Origin of the sequence: Empedobacter sp. UBA5528 (assembly GCF_002426075.1) — a bacterium.
GTDB classification, from domain to species: domain Bacteria; phylum Bacteroidota; class Bacteroidia; order Flavobacteriales; family Weeksellaceae; genus Empedobacter; species Empedobacter falsenii_B.
This window is the reverse complement of the sequence record NZ_DINY01000029.1, coordinates 1-21,558: the sequence shown is the minus strand read 5'-3', so window position 1 is coordinate 21,558 and position 21,558 is coordinate 1. Positions and strand designations below refer to the sequence as shown.

20 protein-coding genes are annotated in these 21,558 nt (G+C 30.7%); 11 read left to right on the top strand and 9 right to left on the bottom strand.

Annotated features, from left to right (window positions below):
• Positions 1 to 498 precede the first annotated feature (498 nt).
• The 3 genes from B4L98_RS06475 to B4L98_RS06465 all read left to right on the top strand — a co-directional run bounded on the left by B4L98_RS06475 (position 499) and on the right by B4L98_RS06465 (position 3,501).
• Entirely contained in the window at positions 499 to 1,407 is a 909-nt protein-coding gene (locus B4L98_RS06475) for a hypothetical protein (protein WP_291077839.1), read from the top strand.
• A gap of 388 nt (positions 1,408 to 1,795) precedes the next feature.
• The gene (locus B4L98_RS06470; protein ID WP_291077837.1) at positions 1,796 to 2,521 is read left to right on the top strand and encodes a type IV toxin-antitoxin system AbiEi family antitoxin domain-containing protein; all 726 of its coding nucleotides are present in this window, start codon (positions 1,796 to 1,798) and stop codon (positions 2,519 to 2,521) included.
• Complete coding sequence (locus tag B4L98_RS06465; RefSeq protein WP_291077835.1) at positions 2,518 to 3,501, top strand: nucleotidyl transferase AbiEii/AbiGii toxin family protein; 984 nt, start codon at positions 2,518 to 2,520, stop codon at positions 3,499 to 3,501. Before B4L98_RS06470 ends, B4L98_RS06465 begins: the two co-directional genes overlap by 4 nt.
• A 278-nt stretch (positions 3,502 to 3,779) precedes the next feature.
• Here the strand turns inward: B4L98_RS06465 and B4L98_RS06460 are convergent, their stop codons facing one another.
• Positions 3,780 to 4,046, bottom strand: coding sequence for a hypothetical protein (locus B4L98_RS06460; protein ID WP_291077833.1), 267 nt, complete (start codon positions 4,044 to 4,046; stop codon positions 3,780 to 3,782).
• Positions 4,047 to 4,110: 64 nt separating this feature from the next.
• On the bottom strand, positions 4,111 to 4,617 hold the full coding sequence (locus tag B4L98_RS06455; protein ID WP_291077831.1) for a hypothetical protein: 507 nt from the start codon (positions 4,615 to 4,617) through the stop codon (positions 4,111 to 4,113).
• Between the two features lie 423 nt (positions 4,618 to 5,040).
• Here B4L98_RS06455 and B4L98_RS06450 point away from each other — a divergent pair, with 423 nt between their 5' ends.
• From B4L98_RS06450 to B4L98_RS06435, 4 genes are all read left to right on the top strand, one after another.
• Entirely contained in the window at positions 5,041 to 6,591 is a 1,551-nt protein-coding gene (locus B4L98_RS06450; protein ID WP_291077829.1) for a type I restriction-modification system subunit M, read from the top strand.
• A 2-nt stretch (positions 6,592 to 6,593) separates the two neighbouring features.
• Complete coding sequence (locus B4L98_RS06445; protein WP_291077827.1) at positions 6,594 to 7,820, top strand: restriction endonuclease subunit S; 1,227 nt, start codon at positions 6,594 to 6,596, stop codon at positions 7,818 to 7,820.
• Positions 7,821 to 7,830: 10 nt separating this feature from the next.
• Positions 7,831 to 8,568 carry a DUF3800 domain-containing protein gene (locus tag B4L98_RS06440; RefSeq protein WP_291077826.1) on the top strand — a complete coding sequence of 246 codons (738 nt, stop codon included), beginning with the start codon at positions 7,831 to 7,833 and terminating at the stop codon, positions 8,566 to 8,568.
• 205 nt (positions 8,569 to 8,773) lie between these two features.
• A complete protein-coding gene (locus B4L98_RS06435) occupies positions 8,774 to 11,638 on the top strand; it encodes a type I restriction endonuclease subunit R (RefSeq protein WP_291077825.1) in 2,865 nt (954 codons plus the stop codon).
• 54 nt (positions 11,639 to 11,692) lie between these two features.
• Here the strand turns inward: B4L98_RS06435 and B4L98_RS06430 are convergent, their stop codons facing one another.
• Entirely contained in the window at positions 11,693 to 12,112 is a 420-nt protein-coding gene (locus B4L98_RS06430) for a helix-turn-helix domain-containing protein (RefSeq protein ID WP_349679430.1), read from the bottom strand.
• 193 nt (positions 12,113 to 12,305) lie between these two features.
• Positions 12,306 to 12,542: a transposase gene (locus B4L98_RS06425; RefSeq protein WP_291077822.1), complete on the bottom strand. Its 237-nt coding sequence runs from the start codon at positions 12,540 to 12,542 to the stop codon at positions 12,306 to 12,308.
• Positions 12,543 to 12,743: 201 nt separating this feature from the next.
• Here B4L98_RS06425 and B4L98_RS06420 point away from each other — a divergent pair, with 201 nt between their 5' ends.
• Both B4L98_RS06420 and B4L98_RS06415 read left to right on the top strand, forming a co-directional pair.
• Positions 12,744 to 14,012, top strand: a complete 1,269-nt coding sequence (locus tag B4L98_RS06420; RefSeq protein WP_312133784.1) for a Y-family DNA polymerase — start codon at positions 12,744 to 12,746, stop codon at positions 14,010 to 14,012.
• A complete protein-coding gene (locus tag B4L98_RS06415) occupies positions 14,013 to 14,471 on the top strand; it encodes a LexA family protein (RefSeq protein WP_291077820.1) in 459 nt (152 codons plus the stop codon).
• 123 nt (positions 14,472 to 14,594) lie between these two features.
• Here the strand turns inward: B4L98_RS06415 and cphA are convergent, their stop codons facing one another.
• Positions 14,595 to 17,210, bottom strand: a complete 2,616-nt coding sequence (gene cphA / locus B4L98_RS06410) for a cyanophycin synthetase (RefSeq protein WP_291077844.1) — start codon at positions 17,208 to 17,210, stop codon at positions 14,595 to 14,597.
• A 147-nt stretch (positions 17,211 to 17,357) separates the two neighbouring features.
• On the opposite strand from cphA, the gene B4L98_RS06405 reads away from it, so the two are divergent.
• On the top strand, positions 17,358 to 18,239 hold the full coding sequence (locus B4L98_RS06405; RefSeq protein ID WP_291077818.1) for a cyanophycinase: 882 nt from the start codon (positions 17,358 to 17,360) through the stop codon (positions 18,237 to 18,239).
• Position 18,240: 1 nt separating this feature from the next.
• The gene (locus B4L98_RS06400; RefSeq protein WP_291077816.1) at positions 18,241 to 19,101 is read left to right on the top strand and encodes an isoaspartyl peptidase/L-asparaginase; all 861 of its coding nucleotides are present in this window, start codon (positions 18,241 to 18,243) and stop codon (positions 19,099 to 19,101) included.
• An 8-nt stretch (positions 19,102 to 19,109) separates the two neighbouring features.
• Here the strand turns inward: B4L98_RS06400 and B4L98_RS06395 are convergent, their stop codons facing one another.
• From B4L98_RS06395 to B4L98_RS06375, 4 genes are all read right to left on the bottom strand, one after another.
• On the bottom strand, positions 19,110 to 19,379 hold the full coding sequence (locus tag B4L98_RS06395; protein ID WP_291068613.1) for a hypothetical protein: 270 nt from the start codon (positions 19,377 to 19,379) through the stop codon (positions 19,110 to 19,112).
• Between the two features lie 483 nt (positions 19,380 to 19,862).
• On the bottom strand, positions 19,863 to 20,858 hold the full coding sequence (locus B4L98_RS06385; RefSeq protein WP_291077814.1) for an SDR family NAD(P)-dependent oxidoreductase: 996 nt from the start codon (positions 20,856 to 20,858) through the stop codon (positions 19,863 to 19,865).
• 81 nt (positions 20,859 to 20,939) lie between these two features.
• Complete coding sequence (locus tag B4L98_RS06380) at positions 20,940 to 21,188, bottom strand: GlsB/YeaQ/YmgE family stress response membrane protein (protein WP_125350635.1); 249 nt, start codon at positions 21,186 to 21,188, stop codon at positions 20,940 to 20,942.
• A 129-nt stretch (positions 21,189 to 21,317) separates the two neighbouring features.
• Positions 21,318 to 21,558: pyridoxamine 5'-phosphate oxidase family protein (locus B4L98_RS06375; protein WP_291077812.1), on the bottom strand; the 241-nt coding region annotated here is incomplete at its 5' end.

Sequence of the window (21,558 nt, the reverse complement as noted above, 5' to 3'; positions counted from 1 at the left end):
TATGATTTATATAACTAGATCTTAAACTAATTATTATTATTTTAAAATGAGTTTTTAATTATCTAATTACAAATGTAATATATGTTTCTAAAAGTCAAATACGTGAAACCGTAATTTATTGTGAGATGGTTGTAGTATGTTTGGTCGTAATTTTATGAAACTAAAGCTATAGTAGTTTCGTAAAAAATAATGATGTGACGCAATTCTCCGCTATGCTACGAATCGCGTCACATCGGTTGACGGATTACATCCGATAATGTACACATTTCATCGCTATCGCTCCGAACTGCGTACATCATCGAATTTGCTAAATAAAAAATATACACAACTTCGTTGCTATATTTTTTACTGTCGCAAATCCGTCAACCGTTACCTGCAATTTTGTCATAAACATTTCTATTTCAATACTTTTTTAGAATGACTTATTGTCTTATTATTAACAATACATGTTATAGGAATAATTATTGACTTTGATAATTTAACTTTTAAACTTTTTTCATGAAAATTATCAAAAAGAGGATTAATAATCCTAAAAATTATCTAAGTACAATCCGAAATGAAGAATCTTTTCACATCGCATTTACAGATATCAATTCTAAAATTGAACGAGTAAATCAAATAGGATTTACAAACACCTTAAATATTGGTGAAAGAATTTTACCTTATAAAATAGGATCTGTTTCAAGATTTAATGCTGATGGTAAATTTTTAAAATTAAAAGAATTACCAAAAGAAACTTATTATGTCGAACGTGAATGGACATGGAAAGATTTTACTGGACATGAATATTCTAAAATTGTTAGCATTCAAAGACAAAGATATCAAAGACAACTGATTCCGCCGCCATGTGAAGAATTTACTATCAATGATTTCAACAAAAATAAAATTATAGTATCAAGAGTTTTAACGAATAATCCAGAAAATTATGAGGATATAAAACATATTATGAATTTATTTCTTGAATATTTTGGTGAATTTGATTTAATTAGAGAAGATTTACAACCTTTTGTTTTTGAAAACATTACAAGATTAAATTGGAAAATATTTCCTCGAGGTGAATATCCATTTGAGAGAATTAGAGAAGTAGCAAATGAGAGAATTCAAAGACAACCTTCTGGTAACAGACCAGTTATAGAAAATCATCTTGAAATAATTTCAGCATATAATGCAAATTTTGTTGCAGTTGGACAAGGTGGATTCTATGATTACATTGTTTTTGGATTTCCTGAAAGAAATATTTATATTTTAGAGAGTATAAAGACTGGTAACGCAACATATGTATTTGACAGAAACTGGGAAGAATTGTCACAATATAGTAAAGCTGAAATTCTTAATAATCATTTACAATTGGAACGTTTTGTACATTCACCAAGTTGGGAACAAAATATTAACTCAATTTTCCAATAAAACTGGAGGTAACTTAGTATTTGCAAAAAAACGGGCTGAAAGTTAACTTTCAGTCCATCTTTTTCCACTCGCAAAATTGCTTTTCTTAAAACAATAAACTAATTTAGTTTTAGAAAAGAGCAATTTGCTTGAACAGACGAACTTGAATTGTCGCTCAACTTCTCTCCCGTTCTTCGCAAATACACGGCTCGTTAACTGCAAGTGGTAAATGACAGCTGGAAAGTGATTTTAAAGAGAAATTTTAATAATTGAATGAAGTGGTACTTACCTTTGAGTNNACTCAAAGGTAAGTACCACTTCTAATAAAAGCAATTTTAACATTTATTTTGTCCAGTTTTTTAAACAAATAACTGGACATTTTTATATCTTTGAAAAAAGATTAAACCATATGAAAGTGTCTGATATAGTTATAAATAAAGTTGATAGACTACCAAATGGATATATTTTCACCTATAATGATTTTAATCTACCAGTTAAAAATAAAGAAGCTGCTATAAAAGCATTAAATAGACTTGTCGAAAAAGGTAAATTAAAAAAAATATCAAAAGGTAAATTTTATAAACCTGAAAAATCAATTTTTGGAACCTTACTTCCTAATCAATATCAAATTGTAAAGGATCTTTTGGAAGATGATAATAAAATAATAGGTTATCTAACAGGCTATAGCATATATAACACATTCGGTCTTACAACCCAAGTAAGCAATACAATTCAAATTGGCACAAATAACATTAGGCCAAATCTTAAAAGAGAACGATATCTAATAAGTTTCATTAAACAAAATAATATAATAAACAAAGAGAATGTTCCTTATTTGCAATTACTAGATTGTTTAAAGAATATAAAAAAGATACCCGACACAACAATTAATAATACTGTAGAAAGGTTTATAAATATAATATCTGATTATAAATTGAAAGATATCAAAAGTTTAATTAGATTAGTTCAAAAATATCCACCTTCTACCCGAGCTTTATTAGGAGCTATATTAGATGAATTAAATCTCGAAAAATACACGGTAGTACTTTTTAAAACACTAAATCCAATTACAAAATATAATATAGGTATAAATAACTATACATTAACCCAATCAAATAAATGGAATTTATTATGAACCTACATACTGATACAAAATTATTTAGACAAGCGATTCAATATGTTTCAGATACTTTAGGGATTCCTGCTATTTATGTTGAGAAGGATTATTGGGTAACCTATGCTTTGTACAAAATAGTTAATGCTCCAATAGGCAATGAAGTGATATTTAAAGGAGGAACTGCATTATCTAAATGCTTTAAACTTATAGAACGGTTTTCAGAAGATATTGATTTGGTTGTTTTAAGAAATGATAATGAATCTGGAAACAAATTAAAAGAGAAACTTAGAGAAATAAGTAATTCAATAAGTGATGATTTACCAGAAGTTGATATAGAAGGTATTACTAGAAAAATGGGAATGAATCGAAAAACTGCACATGCCTATACAAAAATTTTCAGTGGACAGTTCGGACAAGTAAGAGATATAATCATTTTAGAATCAAGTTGGTTAGGATATTATGAACCATATAGCAAAAGAATTATTAACTCACTTATTGGAGAAACTTTAGCAAGGGACGGACAGATTGAAAATGTAGTAAAATACGGATTACAACCTTTCGAAATGAATGTACTTGAACCAACAAGGACTATTTGTGAAAAAATAATGAGTTTAGTTAGATTTTCATATACAGAAAATCCTATAGTAGATTTGAAGAATAAAATAAGGCACGCATACGATATTCATCAATTACTTCAACAAGAAGAATTTAAAACATTTATTGAATCAGAACAATTTGAAAAAATGTTATTAAAAGTTGCAAATGATGATGCAAGCAGTTTCAAAAACAACAATCAATGGTTGGTACATCATCCAAATGACAGCTTATTCTTCAAAAATATAGATGAAATTTGGGAGAATGAACTCAAAAATATTTACTTGAACGATTTCAAAAATCTAGTTTATGGAGAACTTCCTATAGATAATAAAGTTTTAGAAAGTTTAAAACAATTAAAAGAAGTTATGTCAAAGATTGATTGGAAAATTACTTTAGAATAATAACACCTGCATCTAATAACTAAGCTTTCGTCTTGCCCGGAGGGTATGAGATATATTGAAATCACTGTACACATAAGAAAACAACTATTTATAACTTACTTGATTTTGGTATTTGTAACAAGATTTTTTAATCTTATTGATATCGTGTAAATGGCATATTTGATAAATATTATAAATCATAATTTATTTTCTCAAACATTTTAAACATCCAGTATATTTCACTTAGAAATAGAATTATCAATGTTAATATTGCTCCAAAAAAGATNNTAATATTTATTTTAATAATCGTAATCAGAAGTAGGGCAACCATCAAAATCAATCTCAATGTAACGATCTCTATCGTCATAAAATGAAGCAGTATTTGACTCAATATAAGCTTCATCTGCATCAAAATGATCTGAATCTAACCACCCACCATTAGGGAAATTTATTGCAGTAACATAATTATCCTCAAATTCAACTTCTAAAGTATATTCTTTATCATCAATTGTAACAATAGCACAATGAGTACCGTAATTTAAATTTTTACTACATGAAAAAAACAATATTGAAGTAAATAAAACGGGTAATTTTATAAGAAGAAATTTTTTGTTCATTTTATATAAATTGTTAATAATCAAAATCTTCATTTGTATAAATAATTAACATATAGATAGATTGTGTTCCACCAAAAGAATTATTTTGAGTAGAAGTAATAACTTTATAAGTCATTGTACTACCTCTGTATATTTTGATTATATCACCATCATCAACATAAGAATTATATAATTTTCCACCCCAAGCTTTTATTTGATTAACATAAGTATTCAAAACTGAATTATTATGAACTTGTATCATGATTCTTCTTGTATTATCCGAATAACCAGAATAATAATATTTAATAAAAGATTCTGCATTATTATCGTAATAGTTTTTTTTGTAAGCATAGGAGATTAAACCTAATGTTTCATCTGTTGGTTCTTCAGCTTCTAAAAATTTCCATTTTTTTGCAGTTAAATATTCATCTACTTCTGCCACTCCTTTTTTTCTTAATGAAAGTAGTTCATTAAGAGTCAATTTTTGAGCAAAACTTAAAATAGATGTAAATAGTAAAAATAAAGTAAAATGTTTTTTCATATTTGATAAAATAAATTCAAAAGTATTCTAATTTGTTTTCAATATTTTACGGTTTCCCGCATTATTAGATAGATTTATTAAAATAATTTTACTAAAAAAGTATTCGCCACTTTTTGTGACGAATACTAATTTTTAGAATTAATCTCCAGGTTTGTGTTTATGAGGTTTTAAAGCTGGATGTTTTGGTTTTGTTTCAGGAGTTACCCTTCTTCTTCTGTCAGGTGAACCATCATCTTTTTTCGGTTTCGGACCTGGTTAGATTGCTAAAATTGAATTCATTGTCAAATAATTTAGAGTTAATAATACTAAAAGTAGAAAACTATAACGCCACATAATGACGCGAACCAACAATACTTTAGCAATACTAAAAGAATCATTAAACAAACTAAACCAATTTGTATATTTACCAAACAATAAAATATTATGTCAGGAGATCAAAAACAACAACTAGAGCAGAAGCTTTGGGATATAGCTAATACACTAAGAGGGAGAATAAATGCAGATGAATATCGTAACTACATATTAGGGTTTATTTTCTTCAAATATTTATCAGAAAAGCAACATTTGTATGCGAATAGATTATTAGAAGAGGAAGATGTAAAAGAATATACCGAGATACGTGATGACGAAACATTACAAGCCATCAAAGAAGAATCTTTGGCGCAGTTGGGGTATTTCTTAGAGCCTAATCAGTTGTTTGAAGTGATTGCTAAAAAAGGTCAAAATAATTTTATTATTGAAGAATTAGAAGCAACACTTAACTATATCGAGCAATCGACAATGGGAACTGAATCTGAAGAAGATTTCAACGGATTGTTTCAAGATGTGGATTTGGCTTCTTCTAAATTGGGTAAAACGCCTGATAAACGTAACGAAGTTATTGTTGAGATTTTAGGGAAGTTAAACGAAATAGATTTCAAATTAGAAGATATTGAATCAGATGTGTTAGGAGATGCCTACGAATATTTGATATCAAACTTTGCAGCAGGAGCAGGTAAATCGGCAGGAGAATTTTATACGCCTCAACAAGTTTCTACTATTTTATCGAAAATTGTAACCTTAGGAAAAGATAAAATTCGTTCGGTTTACGATCCTACTTGTGGTTCTGGTTCGTTGTTATTGCGTGTAGCCAAAGAAGCCAAAGTAGCCGATTTTTATGGACAAGAGTTAAACCCGACAACCTACAATTTGGCTCGAATGAACATGATTTTGCACGATGTACATTTTTCTCGTTTCAATATCGAGCAAGATGATACCTTAGAAGATCCGCGTCATCTCGAACAACGTTTTGAAGCCATTGTTGCTAATCCGCCTTTTTCTGCAAATTGGAAAGGTGAAACTAATCCATTAAATGCGCAAGACGCACGTTTTTCGCAGTTCGGGAAATTAGCACCAAAAACCAAAGCCGATTTTGCTTTCTTGCAACATATGTATTACCAATTGGCTGATAACGGAACGGTTGCTTCTGTTTTTCCACATGGTGTCTTGTTTCGTGGTGCTGCCGAAGGTAAAATTCGTGAATATTTTATCAAAGAACTTAATGCGATTGATGCTGTAATTGGTTTACCAGCCAATATATTTTATGGTACTTCTATCCCGACTTGTATTGTGGTGCTGAAAAAATGCCGAAAAGCAGATGATAACATTGTATTTATTGATGCAAGTGGTGGCGACAATTTTATAAAAGAAGGAACGCAAAACAAATTGCGCGAACAAGATATCACACGTATTGTAGAAGCGTATACGAACCGACAAGAAATAGAAAAATATTGCCATTTGGCAACACTTGCCGAAATTGCCGAAAACGATTACAACCTTAATATCCCACGTTATGTAGACACCTTCGAGGAAGAAGAAACAATTGATGTAAACGCTGTTACAGAACGCCTAAAAGCAATAAACACCGAATTGGTAGAAGTTGACAAACAATTGGCAGCTTTTTGTAAAGAACTAAATATTCCAACACCGTTCTAAGCATGGAAAAACAACTACAACCAACATTGCGTTTTCCTGAGTTTGAAGGGAATTGGAAGTATTATTCATTTAAAGATATATTCAGTTTTACAACGGGGAAGAATATAAAACAAAAAGAAGCTTCTCCAAGCTTTGATACTCCATGTGTTAGATATGGAGAGTTATACTACATGTATAAAGAAGTTATTACTAAAGTGATTAATTATACTAACCTTGATGTGTCAGAACTTAAGTTTAGTGAAGGTGATGAAATTTTATTACCATCAGCTGGTGAAGATCCAATGGATATTGGTTCAGCTTCTGCATTAATTTTAAAGGATGTTGCAATAGGAAGAACTATTAATATTTTGAAGCCTAAAAATAAAAATGTTTATTCCTCAATCTTTGCTTCTTATTATATAAATCAGAATCTTAAAATTAAAATATCAACTTTAGCAAAAGGTGTAAGTATTAGTAATGTTTATAATTCTGATTTACAAACATTATATTTAAAATTACCATCCCTTCCCGAACAACAAAAAATAGCCGATTATTTAAGTACCATTGATACGAAACTTAATTTGCTAGAAGAAAAAAAATCTGAGCTAACCCGCTACAAAAAAGCGATGATGCAAAAATTGTTTTCGCAAGAAATTCGTTTTAGAGACGATAACGGAAATGAGTTTCCTCTGTGGGAAGAAAAGAGATTGGGGGATGAAATTGTTGTAAAAGTGGGAGCTACTCCTTCGACGAATAGAAAGGAATTTTGGAATGGTAATATACCATGGATTAATTCTGGTGAATTAAAAGATGGAAAAATATATACTCCTTCTAAATATATTAGTGAACTTGGATTAAAAAATACATCCACGTATTTATTACCAAAAGGAACAGTTGTATTAGCGATGACAGGAGCTACTTTAGGTAAATTAGGACTTTTGTTGTTAGAATCTACAGCAAACCAATCTGTTGCAGGATTTATTCCTAATAACAATCTTATAAATGAATATTTATTTTATTATTTAATGAATTTTCAAAGTAAAATATTTGAAAAAGCAGGAGGTGCAGCACAAATTGGTATTAATAAATTTAATATAGAATCTTTAAAAATTCATTTTCCATCATTACCCGAACAACAAAAAATCGCAGATTTCTTGTCGGCTATTGATGCAAGTATCGAAAAAGTAGAGGAACAAATCAAAGAGACGCAAAGTTTCAAAAAAGCGATGTTACAGCAAATGTTTGTGTAGAGATTAGCGTATGAAAAAGTATTATTTGTTTATAGACGAAAGTGGCGATCATGGTTTAGTAAATTTAGATCCGTCATTTCCTGTTTTCTTGTTGTGTGCTATATTGACAAGCGAAGAAAACTATGCGTCTATAAAAAATAATATCAATCAGATAAAAAATAAATTTTGGGGCGACAAAGAAGTCATTCTACATTCCAGAGATATTCGCAAATGCGAAAAAGAATTTCAGGTTCTATTTGATTTAACAATCAAAAAAGAATTTTATGAAATGATAAATCAAGTTATTTCAACTTCTAAATATCGTGTATTAGCATCAGCAATTAATAAAGAAAAATACATCAACATGTATGGTAAGCTTTCTAATGATGTGTACGAATTAGCATTATCTTTTGTGATAGAAAGAGCTATTTTTTCTTTGGACGAAATAAAAGGTGTACAGAAAGAATTGGAAATCGTCATAGAAAAACGTGGAAAAAAGGAAGATAAAAAATTAGAAGAACACTTTCAACGCTTATTAGCAAGAGGAACATCGTATGTTTCACCCGAACGATTGAGAGAAGTTCATCTAAATATTACCTTCAAATCCAAAAGAGAAAACATCAACGGATTACAATTGTCAGATCTAGTTGCTTATCCTATTGCTCGTTACGTAATAGAAAAGAAAAGAGCAAACCCAGCATTTGAAGTTGTAAAGGATAAGATTTATAAGAAAAATGGAAAATTGTATGGAATTAAAATATTTCCCTAAAAACAAAAGCCAATCAAAACGACTGGCTTCTGCTCGACCGGGGACACCCCAATCCTTTGTATTTTAGTTATTTTAAAGACTAATTTATAATGCAAATATAATAAAAAATATAACAAATATCGGATTTTATATAACAAATATCGGATTAGTTGTACAACTAGTTTGATAATGTATAAAGTAAAATAAAAATGTTAAGAGTTTAAAAATGAACGCTCAACCAGAACAATTACTAGAAAACGGATTAATTGACCAATTACAATCTTTGGGTTACGAATCGATAACATTAAAAGAGGAAGCAGATTTAGTCCAAAATTTTAAACGCCAAATAGAAAAACATAACAAAGTTGAATTATCAGAAACGGAATTCAACCAAATCATGTTGTACATCAACAAAGGAAATATTTTTGAACGTGCGAAAACCTTACGTTCTCGTATTCCATATGTTAATTCGTTAGGAGAAAATAAAACGATCCAATTATTAGATAGTAAAAATTGGTGTAAAAACGAATTTCAGGTCACGAACCAAATCACGATGAAAGGATCGTACGATAATCGTTACGATGTTACTATTTTGATTAATGGTTTACCATTAGTTCAAGTCGAATTAAAACGACGTGGTTTAGAGTTGAAAGAAGCGTTCAACCAAATTAATCGTTATCAACGTCATTCCTATACTACTGGTTTTGGATTATTTCAGTTCATTCAGTTGTTTGTGATTAGTAATGGTGTCAATACCAAATATTATTGCAATGGATCTGTGCGTCAACGCAATTTCAAACAAACATTTTATTGGGCGAAAAAAGACAATTCGTTAACAACAAATCTTTCCGAATTTGCAGATGATTTTATGAATCCATGTCATTTATCAAAAATGATTACGCAATATATTGTACTCAACGAAACACAAAAAGCATTGATGGTATTGCGTCCGTACCAATATTATGCGGTAGAGGAAATTATAAACCAAGTAAAAACGACGAAAGATTACGGTTACATTTGGCATACGACAGGTTCAGGAAAAACATTGACTTCTTTTAAAGCAGCTCAAATCTTAACGCATATTCCAGAAGTTCATAAAGTTGTTTTTGTAGTCGATCGTAAAGATTTGGATTATCAAACAGCAAAAGAGTTTAATAGTTTTGCCAAAGGATCTATTTATTCTACCAATAATACCAACACGTTAGTAGAGCAATTAAATAGCGATAATAAACTGATTGTAACCACTATTCAGAAACTGAATAATGCCATTACAGGTAATCGTTATAAATCTCAAATGTCAGGATTACAAAATGAGCGAATTGTATTTATTTTTGATGAATGTCACCGATCTCAATTCGGAATGACGCACGAAAATATTGTCAATTTCTTCAAAAGTTCTAAATTATTTGGTTTTACTGGTACGCCAATTTTCGAAGCAAATGCAGGTACAAATGAATATGGGAAACGAACAACTAAAATGTTGTTTGGCGAATGTTTACATAAATATGTGATTACAGATGCGATTCGAGATGGAAATGTTTTACGTTTTGCGATAGAATACATCCGAACATTTAAACAAAAAGATGAAATACAAGACATCGAAATTGAAAAAATAGATGAAGCTGAAGTCATGAATTCACCAATTCGTCGTCGAAATATTGTGAATCATATTATTCAAAATCATGCTAACAAAACCCATCATAAAACCTATACTTCGATGTTTTGTGTGGCTGATGTTGATGCTGCGATAGATTATTACCAATTATTTAAAACAGCAAAAGAAGAAGGAAAACATAACTTAAATATCGCAACGATCTTTACTTATCAAGCAAATGAAGAAGATAAAGATGCTGGCACAATTACAGAACAGTTTGATGTAAAGGAATTGAGTTTAGTTGCAGAAGATCAAGAAACTTATAGCACAAAACATAGTCGCGAATATTTGGATGAATTTATTGTGGATTATAACCAAACATTTCAAACCAATTATTCAACAAAAGATTCAAAATTATTCTACGAATATTACAATGATATTGCGGCTCGAGTAAAAACGAAACAGATTGATATATTAATCGTTGTCAATATGTTTTTAACTGGATTTGATAGCAAAACGTTGAATACATTGTATGTTGATAAGAATTTAAAATATCATGGATTAATTCAGGCTTATTCGCGTACAAATAGAATTTTAGATGAAGTAAAATCACACGGAAATATAGTGTGTTACCGAAATCTAAAAGAGGCGACTGACAAAGCCATCGAATTATTTGCGAATAAAGATGCAATCGAAGATATTATCGAGCCTCCATATGAACGATTGGAAGAGACTTTTCAAGAAAAGTATAACGATTTGATTGAAATTGTTCCAAATGTAGATGCTGTAAATGACTTGAAAAATGAAGAAGAGCAAGCTGAATTTATTAAAGCATTTCGAGATGTAATGCGATTGATAAATAAAATGAAGCAATATGCTGATTTTTCTTTTGATAACTTACCAATATCTCACCAAGAGTTTGAAGATTTTAAGAGTAAATATTTAGATTTATACGAGGAAACAAAAGGAATTGGTAAAGAGGAAGATAAAGGGCATTCTGTGTTAGATGATTTGGATTTTGAGCTAGAATTAATTCATCGTGATGAAATTAATGTTACCTATATCATGAATTTGATTATCAAGTTACAAGCCGCACCATCAACTGAAAAGGATAAACAAGAAAAAATGATTCAGGATTTACTAAACAGTGATTTGAAACTGAGAAGTAAAAAAGAATTGATAGAAAAATTTATACAAAAACAATTACCATTAATCACAGATGCAGATCAAGTTTTAGAAGAATTTGATCAGTTTGTTTACATCGAAAGACAAAATGCTTTAAAAGAAATGAGTAAGGATGAACAACTTGATCCTTCAAAATTAGAAAAAGTGATAGGCGAATATCTTTTTTCGGATAAACAACCTTTGCGCGACGATATTGTAGGAACAATGTTACAACGTCCAAGTCTAAAAGAACGCAGTAGTAAAATAGAACGTGTTACGCATAAAATCTTTGATTTTGTGAATACATACGTAAGTGGATTTGTTGGGAGATAAAATGAATGAATACTCACTATTACGAAATTAATGACAACTAAATATTTTAAAATGTTAAGTATTAAAAATAATAAATAATGAATGTACGTCTTCAAAACAAATATCTGTTTGCCACATTTCATGCACAAAATTGGTTTTGTCTTTAAATTCATTTGCTGCTGAAATTAAGATATGATTGGGTGCAGAAATCAAATCTCGTTGTTTTAATATCCTATATACGCTCGATTCTGAAATAAAAACACCTAATTCGTCCGTCATTTTAAAGGCTAATTCCCTAGCCGATAATTCTGGATAATCTAAGGCTAATTCTACAATAAAATCTTTCTGAAATTCGGGAATACTGTTCCGTTTTCGATGAATAGATGGACGTTTTGATTCTAAACCTTCAAATCCATTTTCAAGATAATTAGAATACCATTTGTAAAATGTACTTCTGGAAATACCAAACTCATCCAAAGTCCGTTTGACACCTATTTCTGAACGTGTAACAACTTCAATAATCTCGTATTTTTAACTTGCTGATAATCGCATATATTTCTTGAATTTATTGATTATCCATTGAGTCCAAGGTTTTTTTTACGATATCATAGCGAACAACTAAATCGGCTACAATCTCCTTTAAACGCATGTTTTCTTTACGTTAATCAGAAACATCATCGCGCGTTGCTTAACGTTTTACATCCCCTGAAAGTCGCTTTTTACCAGCTTCCAAAAACTCTTTATTCCATTTATTAAATTGAGATTGTGAAATAGAATATTTTCGACATAGTTCAGCAACAGAAGTCTCTGCTCGTAAAGCTTCCATTACGATTAATATCTTTTGTTCAGCTGTAAAAATTCTTTGTGTATTATTACGAATGTCTTTTACAAATTTTTCTGGGGTTTTCTTTTTAGAATTTGACATAATTAAAGTTAATGTTTTAATGAAAACATTCACTTAATTTTTAGGTCTTAACTGTCCACTTTTTGCTTAAGATTTACAAACTAAAGCTTTAAGCCTTTCATTAAGTGTCATTTTAGAGAATTACAAATTCAATTAAAATTCTATAATATTTAACATTTTTCCGCGACACTATGTAGCGTTTAAAATCTTCAACTTTGTAAAATGATGTATGCTTTAGTTGATTGCAACAATTTTTATGCTTCTTGTGAGCGTGTTTTTAATCCAACATTAAATGGTAAGCCAGTTGTAGTACTTTCTAACAATGATGGTTGTGTTATTGCACGATCTAATGAAGCAAAAGAATTAGGTATTCCAATGGGTGCACCTGCATTTGAGTATGAAAGTAAATTTAGATTAAACAATGTGAATGTTTTTTCTTCAAATTATCCTTTGTATGCCGACATGAGTAACAGAGTGATGACAATTCTAAAATCATATTGTCCTGATATTGAAATTTACTCGATTGATGAATCTTTTCTTCTTTTCAAAGGCTTTGAAAAATATGATTTGGTAAAATATGCGCAAGAGATTAAACAAAGGATTTATAAAATTACCAAAATCCCTGTTTGTATTGGGATTGCACCAACCAAAGCTTTAGCAAAAGTTGCCAATAGAATAGCTAAAAAATTCCCGAAACATCACAATGGGGTTTATATGATTGATTCGAAAGAGAAGATAAATAAAGCTTTAAAATGGTTAAAATGCGAAGATATATGGGGCATCGGAAGACGTTTAGCAAAACGTTTGTCTTATATAGGTTGTAAAAATGCTTACGATTTTACTTTACTTGAAGATGAATATATTAGAAGAAATTTTTCAATTGTCGAATTACGGCTTAAAAAGGAATTATTAGGTGATAGTGTTTTAAAATTAGATGAAGTTCAACGTAAAAAATCAATTGCAACAACTCGTAGTTTTGAGAAAACAATCAATGATTATGAAAACTTAAAAGAACGAGTATCTACATTTGCTATTTCTTGTGCCGAAAAATTAAGAAAAGAAAAGTCGAAATGTAATATTATTTCTGTTTTTGTGATGACAAATCGTTTTGATGACAAACAGTCTTTTGTTTCAAAAACATTGAGTACAACACTAGATTTTGACTCAAATTCGAGCATTGTATTATCTAAAACAGCATTATTTTTACTCGATAAATTAGTCCCGAGTGAAGGCAAAGTTCCTGATTATAAAAAAGCCGGTGTTATTGTTTCGGCTATAACGCCAGATGATCAAACTCAGATGAATTTATTTCATACAGAATCACCTAAACATACAGCTTTGATGAATGTTATGGATAAATTAAATACTACTTACGGCGATCATATGCTAAAATTAGCCTCACAAGATGTAAGAAGAAAATGGAAAATGAAGCAAGAACGATTATCGCCTTGCTATACAACACGATTTACAGATATTTTAAACGTATATTAAATGGTTCAGTTTATTAAAGTTCCTAAATTTTCAGAAGAATTGATTAATATTCCGATCAAAACTGATGGTGAAAAACGATTTGTTAAATTCTTTGGAGATGTTTCAGCGGGTTTCCCCTCTCCTGCTGCTGATTTTGTTCAGAACAATATTAGTTTGGATGAAATTCTTCTTAATCATCCCGAAGCAACTTATCTCAATCGTGTCGGTGGAGATAGTATGTATCCAGAGTATTTGAAAGGTGACTTATTGATTATTCGTTCAGATTTTGAACCAAAGCATAACGATGATATTATTGTTTCTGTCAACAACTCTGAATACACTTTCAAACGATACGATGCAATTAACAAACAGCTTATTGCTCTCAATCCTAAGTACAAAAACTGTATTCAATTACAAGATGAGGATGTGGTTGTTATTTTGGGAGTTGTAACAAGTTTAGTGAGGCATAAGAGGAAGTGAGCTGATTATTAGATGTAATCAACCCTTTAGCAGAATAAATTAATTCTTNNTGTAAAATCAAAAATCCCTTAAGTTTTATTAAACTTAAGGGATTTTTGATTGCTAGAAAATAAAGAGAAAATATTAGGGATTATTCTTAATCTCTTGATCTAAATGATATTGAACAACTTCTATTGCATTAGTCACCACATCACTTAAAGCAACTATAAAATCACCTTTTTTAGCCATAGCTATAGTATGTGCTATTGCTTCGGTTTCTTTTGAAATAATTTCATAAGGAAAACTTGAATTAACTTCATAAATTCCTTTTACAAGCAAATCTATAATTTCTTCTTCTGTTCTACCTCTCAAATGTTTCTCTTGTCGAATTACAATAAAATCAAACATTTCGGCGGCAATTCTTCCGCATGCTTGAATATCTTCATCTCTTCTATCTCCTACGCCAGAAATAATTCCAATTTTTCTTGTTGCTTTTACTGAAGTTAAATAATCTTTTATACCCATATAACCAGCAGGATTATGCGCAAAATCAATCATAATATTAAAATCTTTAAACTCAAAAATATTCATTCTACCTGGTGTTAACTTAGGACTAGGGATAAATGTTTTTAGTGAAGACTTTATTTTTTCTGTATGCACCCCCAATAAAAAAGTTCCTAAAACTGCTGCTAATACATTCTGAATCATAAAAGATGCGCCACCATTCATAGTTAATGGAATATCTGAAACATGTCCTAGGGAAAGAGTTTGGGATTGATGATAAATTACAATAGATTCATTCTCGTAAACACCTACAGTTTGTCCATCTGAAATTAAATCTTTTACGGTTTCAAAATTCAATGAAAAATAAGCTATTTGGCAATCCAAATTCTTTGCTATTTGCATACAATGATAGTCATCTGCATTTAAAATTGCCCAACCATCTTTTTTCACACTCTCAACGACAGTAGATTTTACTCGTGCTAATTGCTCTAAAGTATGAATATCTTTTAATCCTAAATGATCTTCAGTAATATTTGTAATTATTCCTATATCACAAGTACTAAAGGCAAGACCCTCACGAAGAATTCCACCTCTAGCTGTTTCCAGAACCGCAACCTCAACCGATGGATCATTCAGTACTTTTCTCCCACTAATAGGTCCTGTTGTATCGCCATTTTCTATCAGTTGGTTTTGAATATAAATACCATCGGATGTAGTGTAACCTACAATTTTTCCGGTATTTCTAAATATATGAGAAATTAAACGAGTTGTTGTTGTTTTACCGTTTGTTCCTGTTACAGCTACAATTGGTATGACTGCAGATTTTTGGTTTGGAAAAAGCATATCCATTACAGGAATTGCTACATTTCGTTGTAAACCTTGTGTAGGCGAAAGGTGCATTCTAAAACCAGGTGCAGCATTAACTTCTATTACAGCTCCTCCAGTATCATAAAGAGAGGATGATAAATTAGGTGCTACAATATCGATACCGCAGATATCCAAATTAATTAATTGGGAAACACGTTCGGCCAAAACAATATTATCAGCATGAAGATTATCTGTCACATCAATTGCCGTACCTCCTGTACTAAGATTTGCTGTAGATTTTAGATAAATTATTTCATCTAATGATGGTATCGTTTGTAAATTATAGTTTTTTTTATGAAGTACATCAAGCGTATGTTCATCAATAACAATTTTTGTTAAAACATTTTCATGACCTTCTCCTCTTAGTGGATTTTTATTTTCAAGAATAATCAATTCTTGAATTGTTTTTTTACCATCTCCAATAATATGAGCGGGAATTCTTTTTGCTGCAGCAACCAATTTATTATTAATCACTAATAATCTGAAATCATAGCCTTTTATATATTTTTCAACAATTACTTTATTACTATATTGCTGAGCGAAACTTAAAGCTTTTTTTGCTTTTTCAATAGTTTCTATCTCTGTTGTTACTCCTCTTCCATGATTGCAATCATAAGGTTTGATTACTATTGGATAACCTATTTGATCAATTAAATCAATTAATTCTTCTGATTTACTACAAATTCCTCCTCCTGCTGTAGGAATTGATCCTTTTTCAAGTAACTGTTTAGTTCGATATTTATTGCAAGCAATTTCTACTGCTAAATGACTAGTTCTTCCAGTAATTGTAGCTTCAATACGAACTTGATTTTTTCCATAACCAAATTGAATGTATGAGTCATCATTCAAGCGAGTCCAAGGAATTCCTCTTCTTTCTGCCTCTTCTACAATACTTAAAGTAGAAGGTCCTAGACTATTCTCTTTCCATATCTTTTTCATTTCTTCAATATCCTGTTCTATAGAATATTCAATTCCTGAAATCAGAGCTTCTGCTATTCTTACTGCAGCCTTCGCGGCGTAAATCCCTACCTCTTCATCAACATATGAAAAAACAACATTGTAGATTCCTGAACTTGATGTCTCTCTTGTTCTCCCAAAACCAGTTTCCATTCCAGCCAAACTTTGTATTTCTAATGCAATATGCTCGATGACATGCCCCATCCAAGTTCCATCTCTAACTCTACTAAAAAAACCTCCAGCTACTCCTTCCGAACATCTATGAGAATACATAGATGGTAACCATTTTTCTATTCGTTCAGCAAATCCTTCAATTTTATTTGTAGGGTAAAACTCCAAATTCTCCAAATTTAATCTCATCTGGATTAAATTTTCTCGCTGAATACTCCAATAATTTGGTCCTCTAAGAATTGATATGTCTTCTATTTTCATATTTAATGGTGTTAAATTATTCAAAAAAAACTTTACAAGAACTAGACCTATTTGTATTATTAACACTACTTTATCATTTTTTTAAGAAGTATATTAATAGGCTTAAATTTTATATTGATTAAATTGAATTTTAATATTTTAATACAAATGAGTATAAAAGGAAAATTAATCATAGTTGGAGGAGGAATAAATACTGCTGAGAACATTCCTTCTCATTTATCAAAAGAAGAAATACTAAATGATTTTTTTTATCAAAATGGTATTTTAAAAAAAATAATTGAAGAGTCTAAACTAAAAGAAAATTCGAGAATAGAAATTATTACTACTGCATCTCAGTCTCCTAAAACAGCTGCGGAAGCCTACATTAGAGCTTTTAAACTTTTGGGTGCCAACAATGTAGAGCATTTTGATATTAATACACGTGCAGATGCATTGAATGCAGATTCTCTTAAACGTTTGGATGAAGCCAATGTGGTGCTTTTTAGCGGTGGTGATCAATTACGTTTAACTTCAACTATAGGAGGTACTCCATTTCAACAAAATTTACTTCAAAAATATTATCACGAAGAATTTATATATGCTGGTACTTCTGCAGGAGCTGCTGCAGCTTCATCTAGCATGATTTACCAAGGGGATAGTGTGGATGCATTATTGAAAGGTGCTGTAGAAATGAATAGTGGTTTAGGTCTAATTGATTCAATTATAGTGGATACTCATTTTATTCAACGTGGAAGAATTGGACGATTATTCCAAGCTGTCACAGGTAATCCTATGAAAATAGGTATCGGATTGAGTGAAGACACTGGATTAATTATCAGCGATAACAATAACAAAATGACAGCAATTGGTTCTGGTTCTGTTATTTTGGTTGATGGAAGAGAAATTTTGGATACAAGTTTATCAAAGGTAGAGAGTGGATATCCTATATCTATTAGTCACATTATTTCTCATGTGATGACTCGAAATGATATTTTTCATTTTGATGAAAATAAAATTATAATCAAAGATTCACAATATAATAATCAATAAGATGAAAATAATAATTCATGGTGGCTTTTTTTCTGAATCAAAACGAGATCCCGAAACAAAGTTTAAAAAGCAAAATGCTTTAATTAAAATTGTACAAAAAGGATATGATTATTTATCAACGCATACGGCAGCTCAAACAGCCGTGTATACCGTTAGTTTATTAGAAGACAATCCTTTATTTAATGCTGGATTAGGCTCTCAAATTCAGTCCGATGGAATTATCCGTATGAGTGCAGCACTAATGGATGGTAAAACACTCCGAATGTCAGGTGTCATTAATATCGAAAATATACAAAATCCGATACAAGTTGCTGAAAAGTTAATACCTTACGACGATCGAATTCTTGGTGATAAAGGCGCGATAGCATTTGCTCATAAAAATGGTTTCGCTAATTTTAATCCAGAAATAGAACAACGAAGAAAAGAATTTATAGAAAAACTGAATTCCAACCGTACAAGTACAGTGGGTTGTGTTTGTTTAGATGTAAACAAAAATATTGCTGTAGCTACATCTACTGGAGGAAAAGGTTTTGAAAGCCCTGGTCGTATTTCAGATTCTGCTACTGTTGCTGGTAATTATGCAAATCAATATTGCGGTGTAAGTATGACAGGTGTTGGAGAAGATATTGTAAGTGGTGCAATGGCTGCAAAAATTGTTACTCGTGTTACTGATGGAATGTCAATAAAAGACGCATTCCATAAAAGTTTCGAAGAATTAAAACAAATAGAAGGATTTGCTGGCGGAATTGGTATTGATTATTTAGGAAATATATTTCATCAAGATAGTCATCCAACTATGGTTTTTGCTTCTTTTGATGGAGTTGAATTAAATNNATTTAATTCAACTCCATCAAAATTTTAAATACAATACTAATTCATAGTATCATTTAATATATCAAATAATTTAGCATGTATGTAAGTTAATATATCCGCTTTTTCTTTCGTTTTACTATTATTTTCTAATTTCCCCTCTACTTCTCCGCCTTCACTTAATATCACACCTTCTCTAGGATCAGCTTCACATTGATCACCATCAAATGCCTTTGAAGTATTAAATCCTTTTTCAAATGCTTTATCATATAACTCATTTAATAGGTTCTCAATTTCTTGATAATTGAAATTTATGTGTTCTTCTTTCATAACTTATTGATTTATAATTTAACTTAAATGTAATTTAAACAAGTTAATGGTATTTAATTTATGATTATGATCATATTTTTTTGAGTATAAATTGTTTAAAATAAAATATTTATGTTAAATAATATTGCTAATGAAACAAATTAAAGAAGCTTATATAGTATATTACACTTACATAGCCTTTATACTCCATCCTGATTTGTGCAGAACCCATAATGTGACCTGCAGGTTGTAATGAAACTTTAACACCATTTATAATTAGTTGTTCGCCATAACCGATACTTTAGCATTCGATATTTCGGCCAATTCTGGAATGTAAAATAGGTTTGGTGAAATGATGATAAAGGTATTTCTTCATTCCATTTCGAGCGTGATCTGAGTGACCGTGCGTAATGACTGCTAAATCCACCGGTCGCCACGGGTCTATATTAAAACTTCCCTGGAATGCAATAAATGTCTTTAGATGTGAATTTGAGCAGTATCAAATTAATTCAGTTTTTTTGAATTATTTTTTAAATGTTTAGCAACTAAAAATCCTACAGCTACTCCTAACGATGTCACGATAATTTTTTTGTTGGTTTTGGACAGAGCTGGAATCTCCATTTTTCCATAAACAGCATGAGGATCCGCAGAAGGTTGTAAAACATTGCCTTCATCATCTTTTCCTTTTTTTACCTTCATCATTAGCCTTAAAACACCTGTTGCCAAATTAGTAAAAGTTTCTGGAAAAGCACCATGTGCAATCTTAAGAATTAATGATGTGGCGTCTGGGAAAGTATCGTTTTTAGGCTTGTCTACTAAATTATAAATAACCTTTGCGGTATCTTTAGGGTCTGCTGCAAACGGAGGAATTTTAAAATCTAAACCCGAGAATTTAGCGGAATGCATATTTCCAGTAGATTGTTGCACTTGAGGATAAATATTGCAAATATGAATTTCAGGATACACGCTATATTCACTCTGTAAACCACTCATCATCCCTTTAATACCAGTTTTCGTTGCGGAATATACCGAACTAAATGGAGCAGGCATATAACCTCCAATGGAAACATTATTAATTAAAATGCCTTGATTTTGTTCTTTAAAAACAGGTAAAATAAAGTACGCTCCGTGCATATACCCCATTAAATTGGTTTTGATTACTTGTTCATTTATGTCGATCGGAATTTCCTCAAATTTTCCACTTACCATAACACCTGCATTATTCACCCACACATCGATGCGTCCAAATTCTTTCAGAGCAAACTCAACTAAATCTTTCACTTCACTTGCATTAGACACATCGGTAGATTTATAAACCGCTTTTCCTCCCAAAGCATTGCATTCTGAAACTGCTTTTTCTAAACCTTCTACACCTCGTGCTGCCAAAACCAATTGATAGCCATTTTGAGCAAATAAGTGTGCTGTAGCTAAGCCAACACCACTTGAAGCACCAGTAATTACGGCTGTTTTAGTAATTAATCCAATAGCTGTATTTTTCATAATTTAAAATAGTAATATTAAACAAAAAAGTCTCAGAGTTCTGAGACTTCATAGTATTTTAATCGTTAATTTAATAATCTATTATTTCGATATCATTCTGTATACTGCTAGACACAAAACTGCTCCAGCAATTGCAACTAAAAAACTAGAAATATTAAATCCGCTTACATCAACACCTAAAATCATCGATCCAAGCCAACCTCCAACTACTGCACCTATAATCCCAATAATTATTGTCACTATCCAACCACCTGGATCTTTACCTGGGTGTATAGCTTTTGCAATTGCTCCTGCGATAAGTCCGAAAATAATCCATGTTAAAATTCCCATAATGTGTGATTTTTTAAATATTAATAAATTGCGTTAATTAAAAAAAATGTTACAAATGCAATGCCATAAATGGTTTGTATCTGCATTTTCTTTAATTGATTAGCATTGTAGAAGACAATGAATTATTCTTTACAGTTTTAGTTCACCTTCAATTCCTCCGTCTTCAATTGCGCTTCCCGTTACGGCGGCGAAAAGCATTTTCGACATGGCAATAAACTTATTGTCTTTGGTTTCGTAATAATAACCATCGTTTGGCGAAACTTTTATTAAACTGATATTAGGATCGTCTTTTCCATCAAACCAAGCATTTGCAAAATTGGTCCAGTATTTATTAATTAAAGTTTTATGTTTTGAAACACTGGCTTTTCCT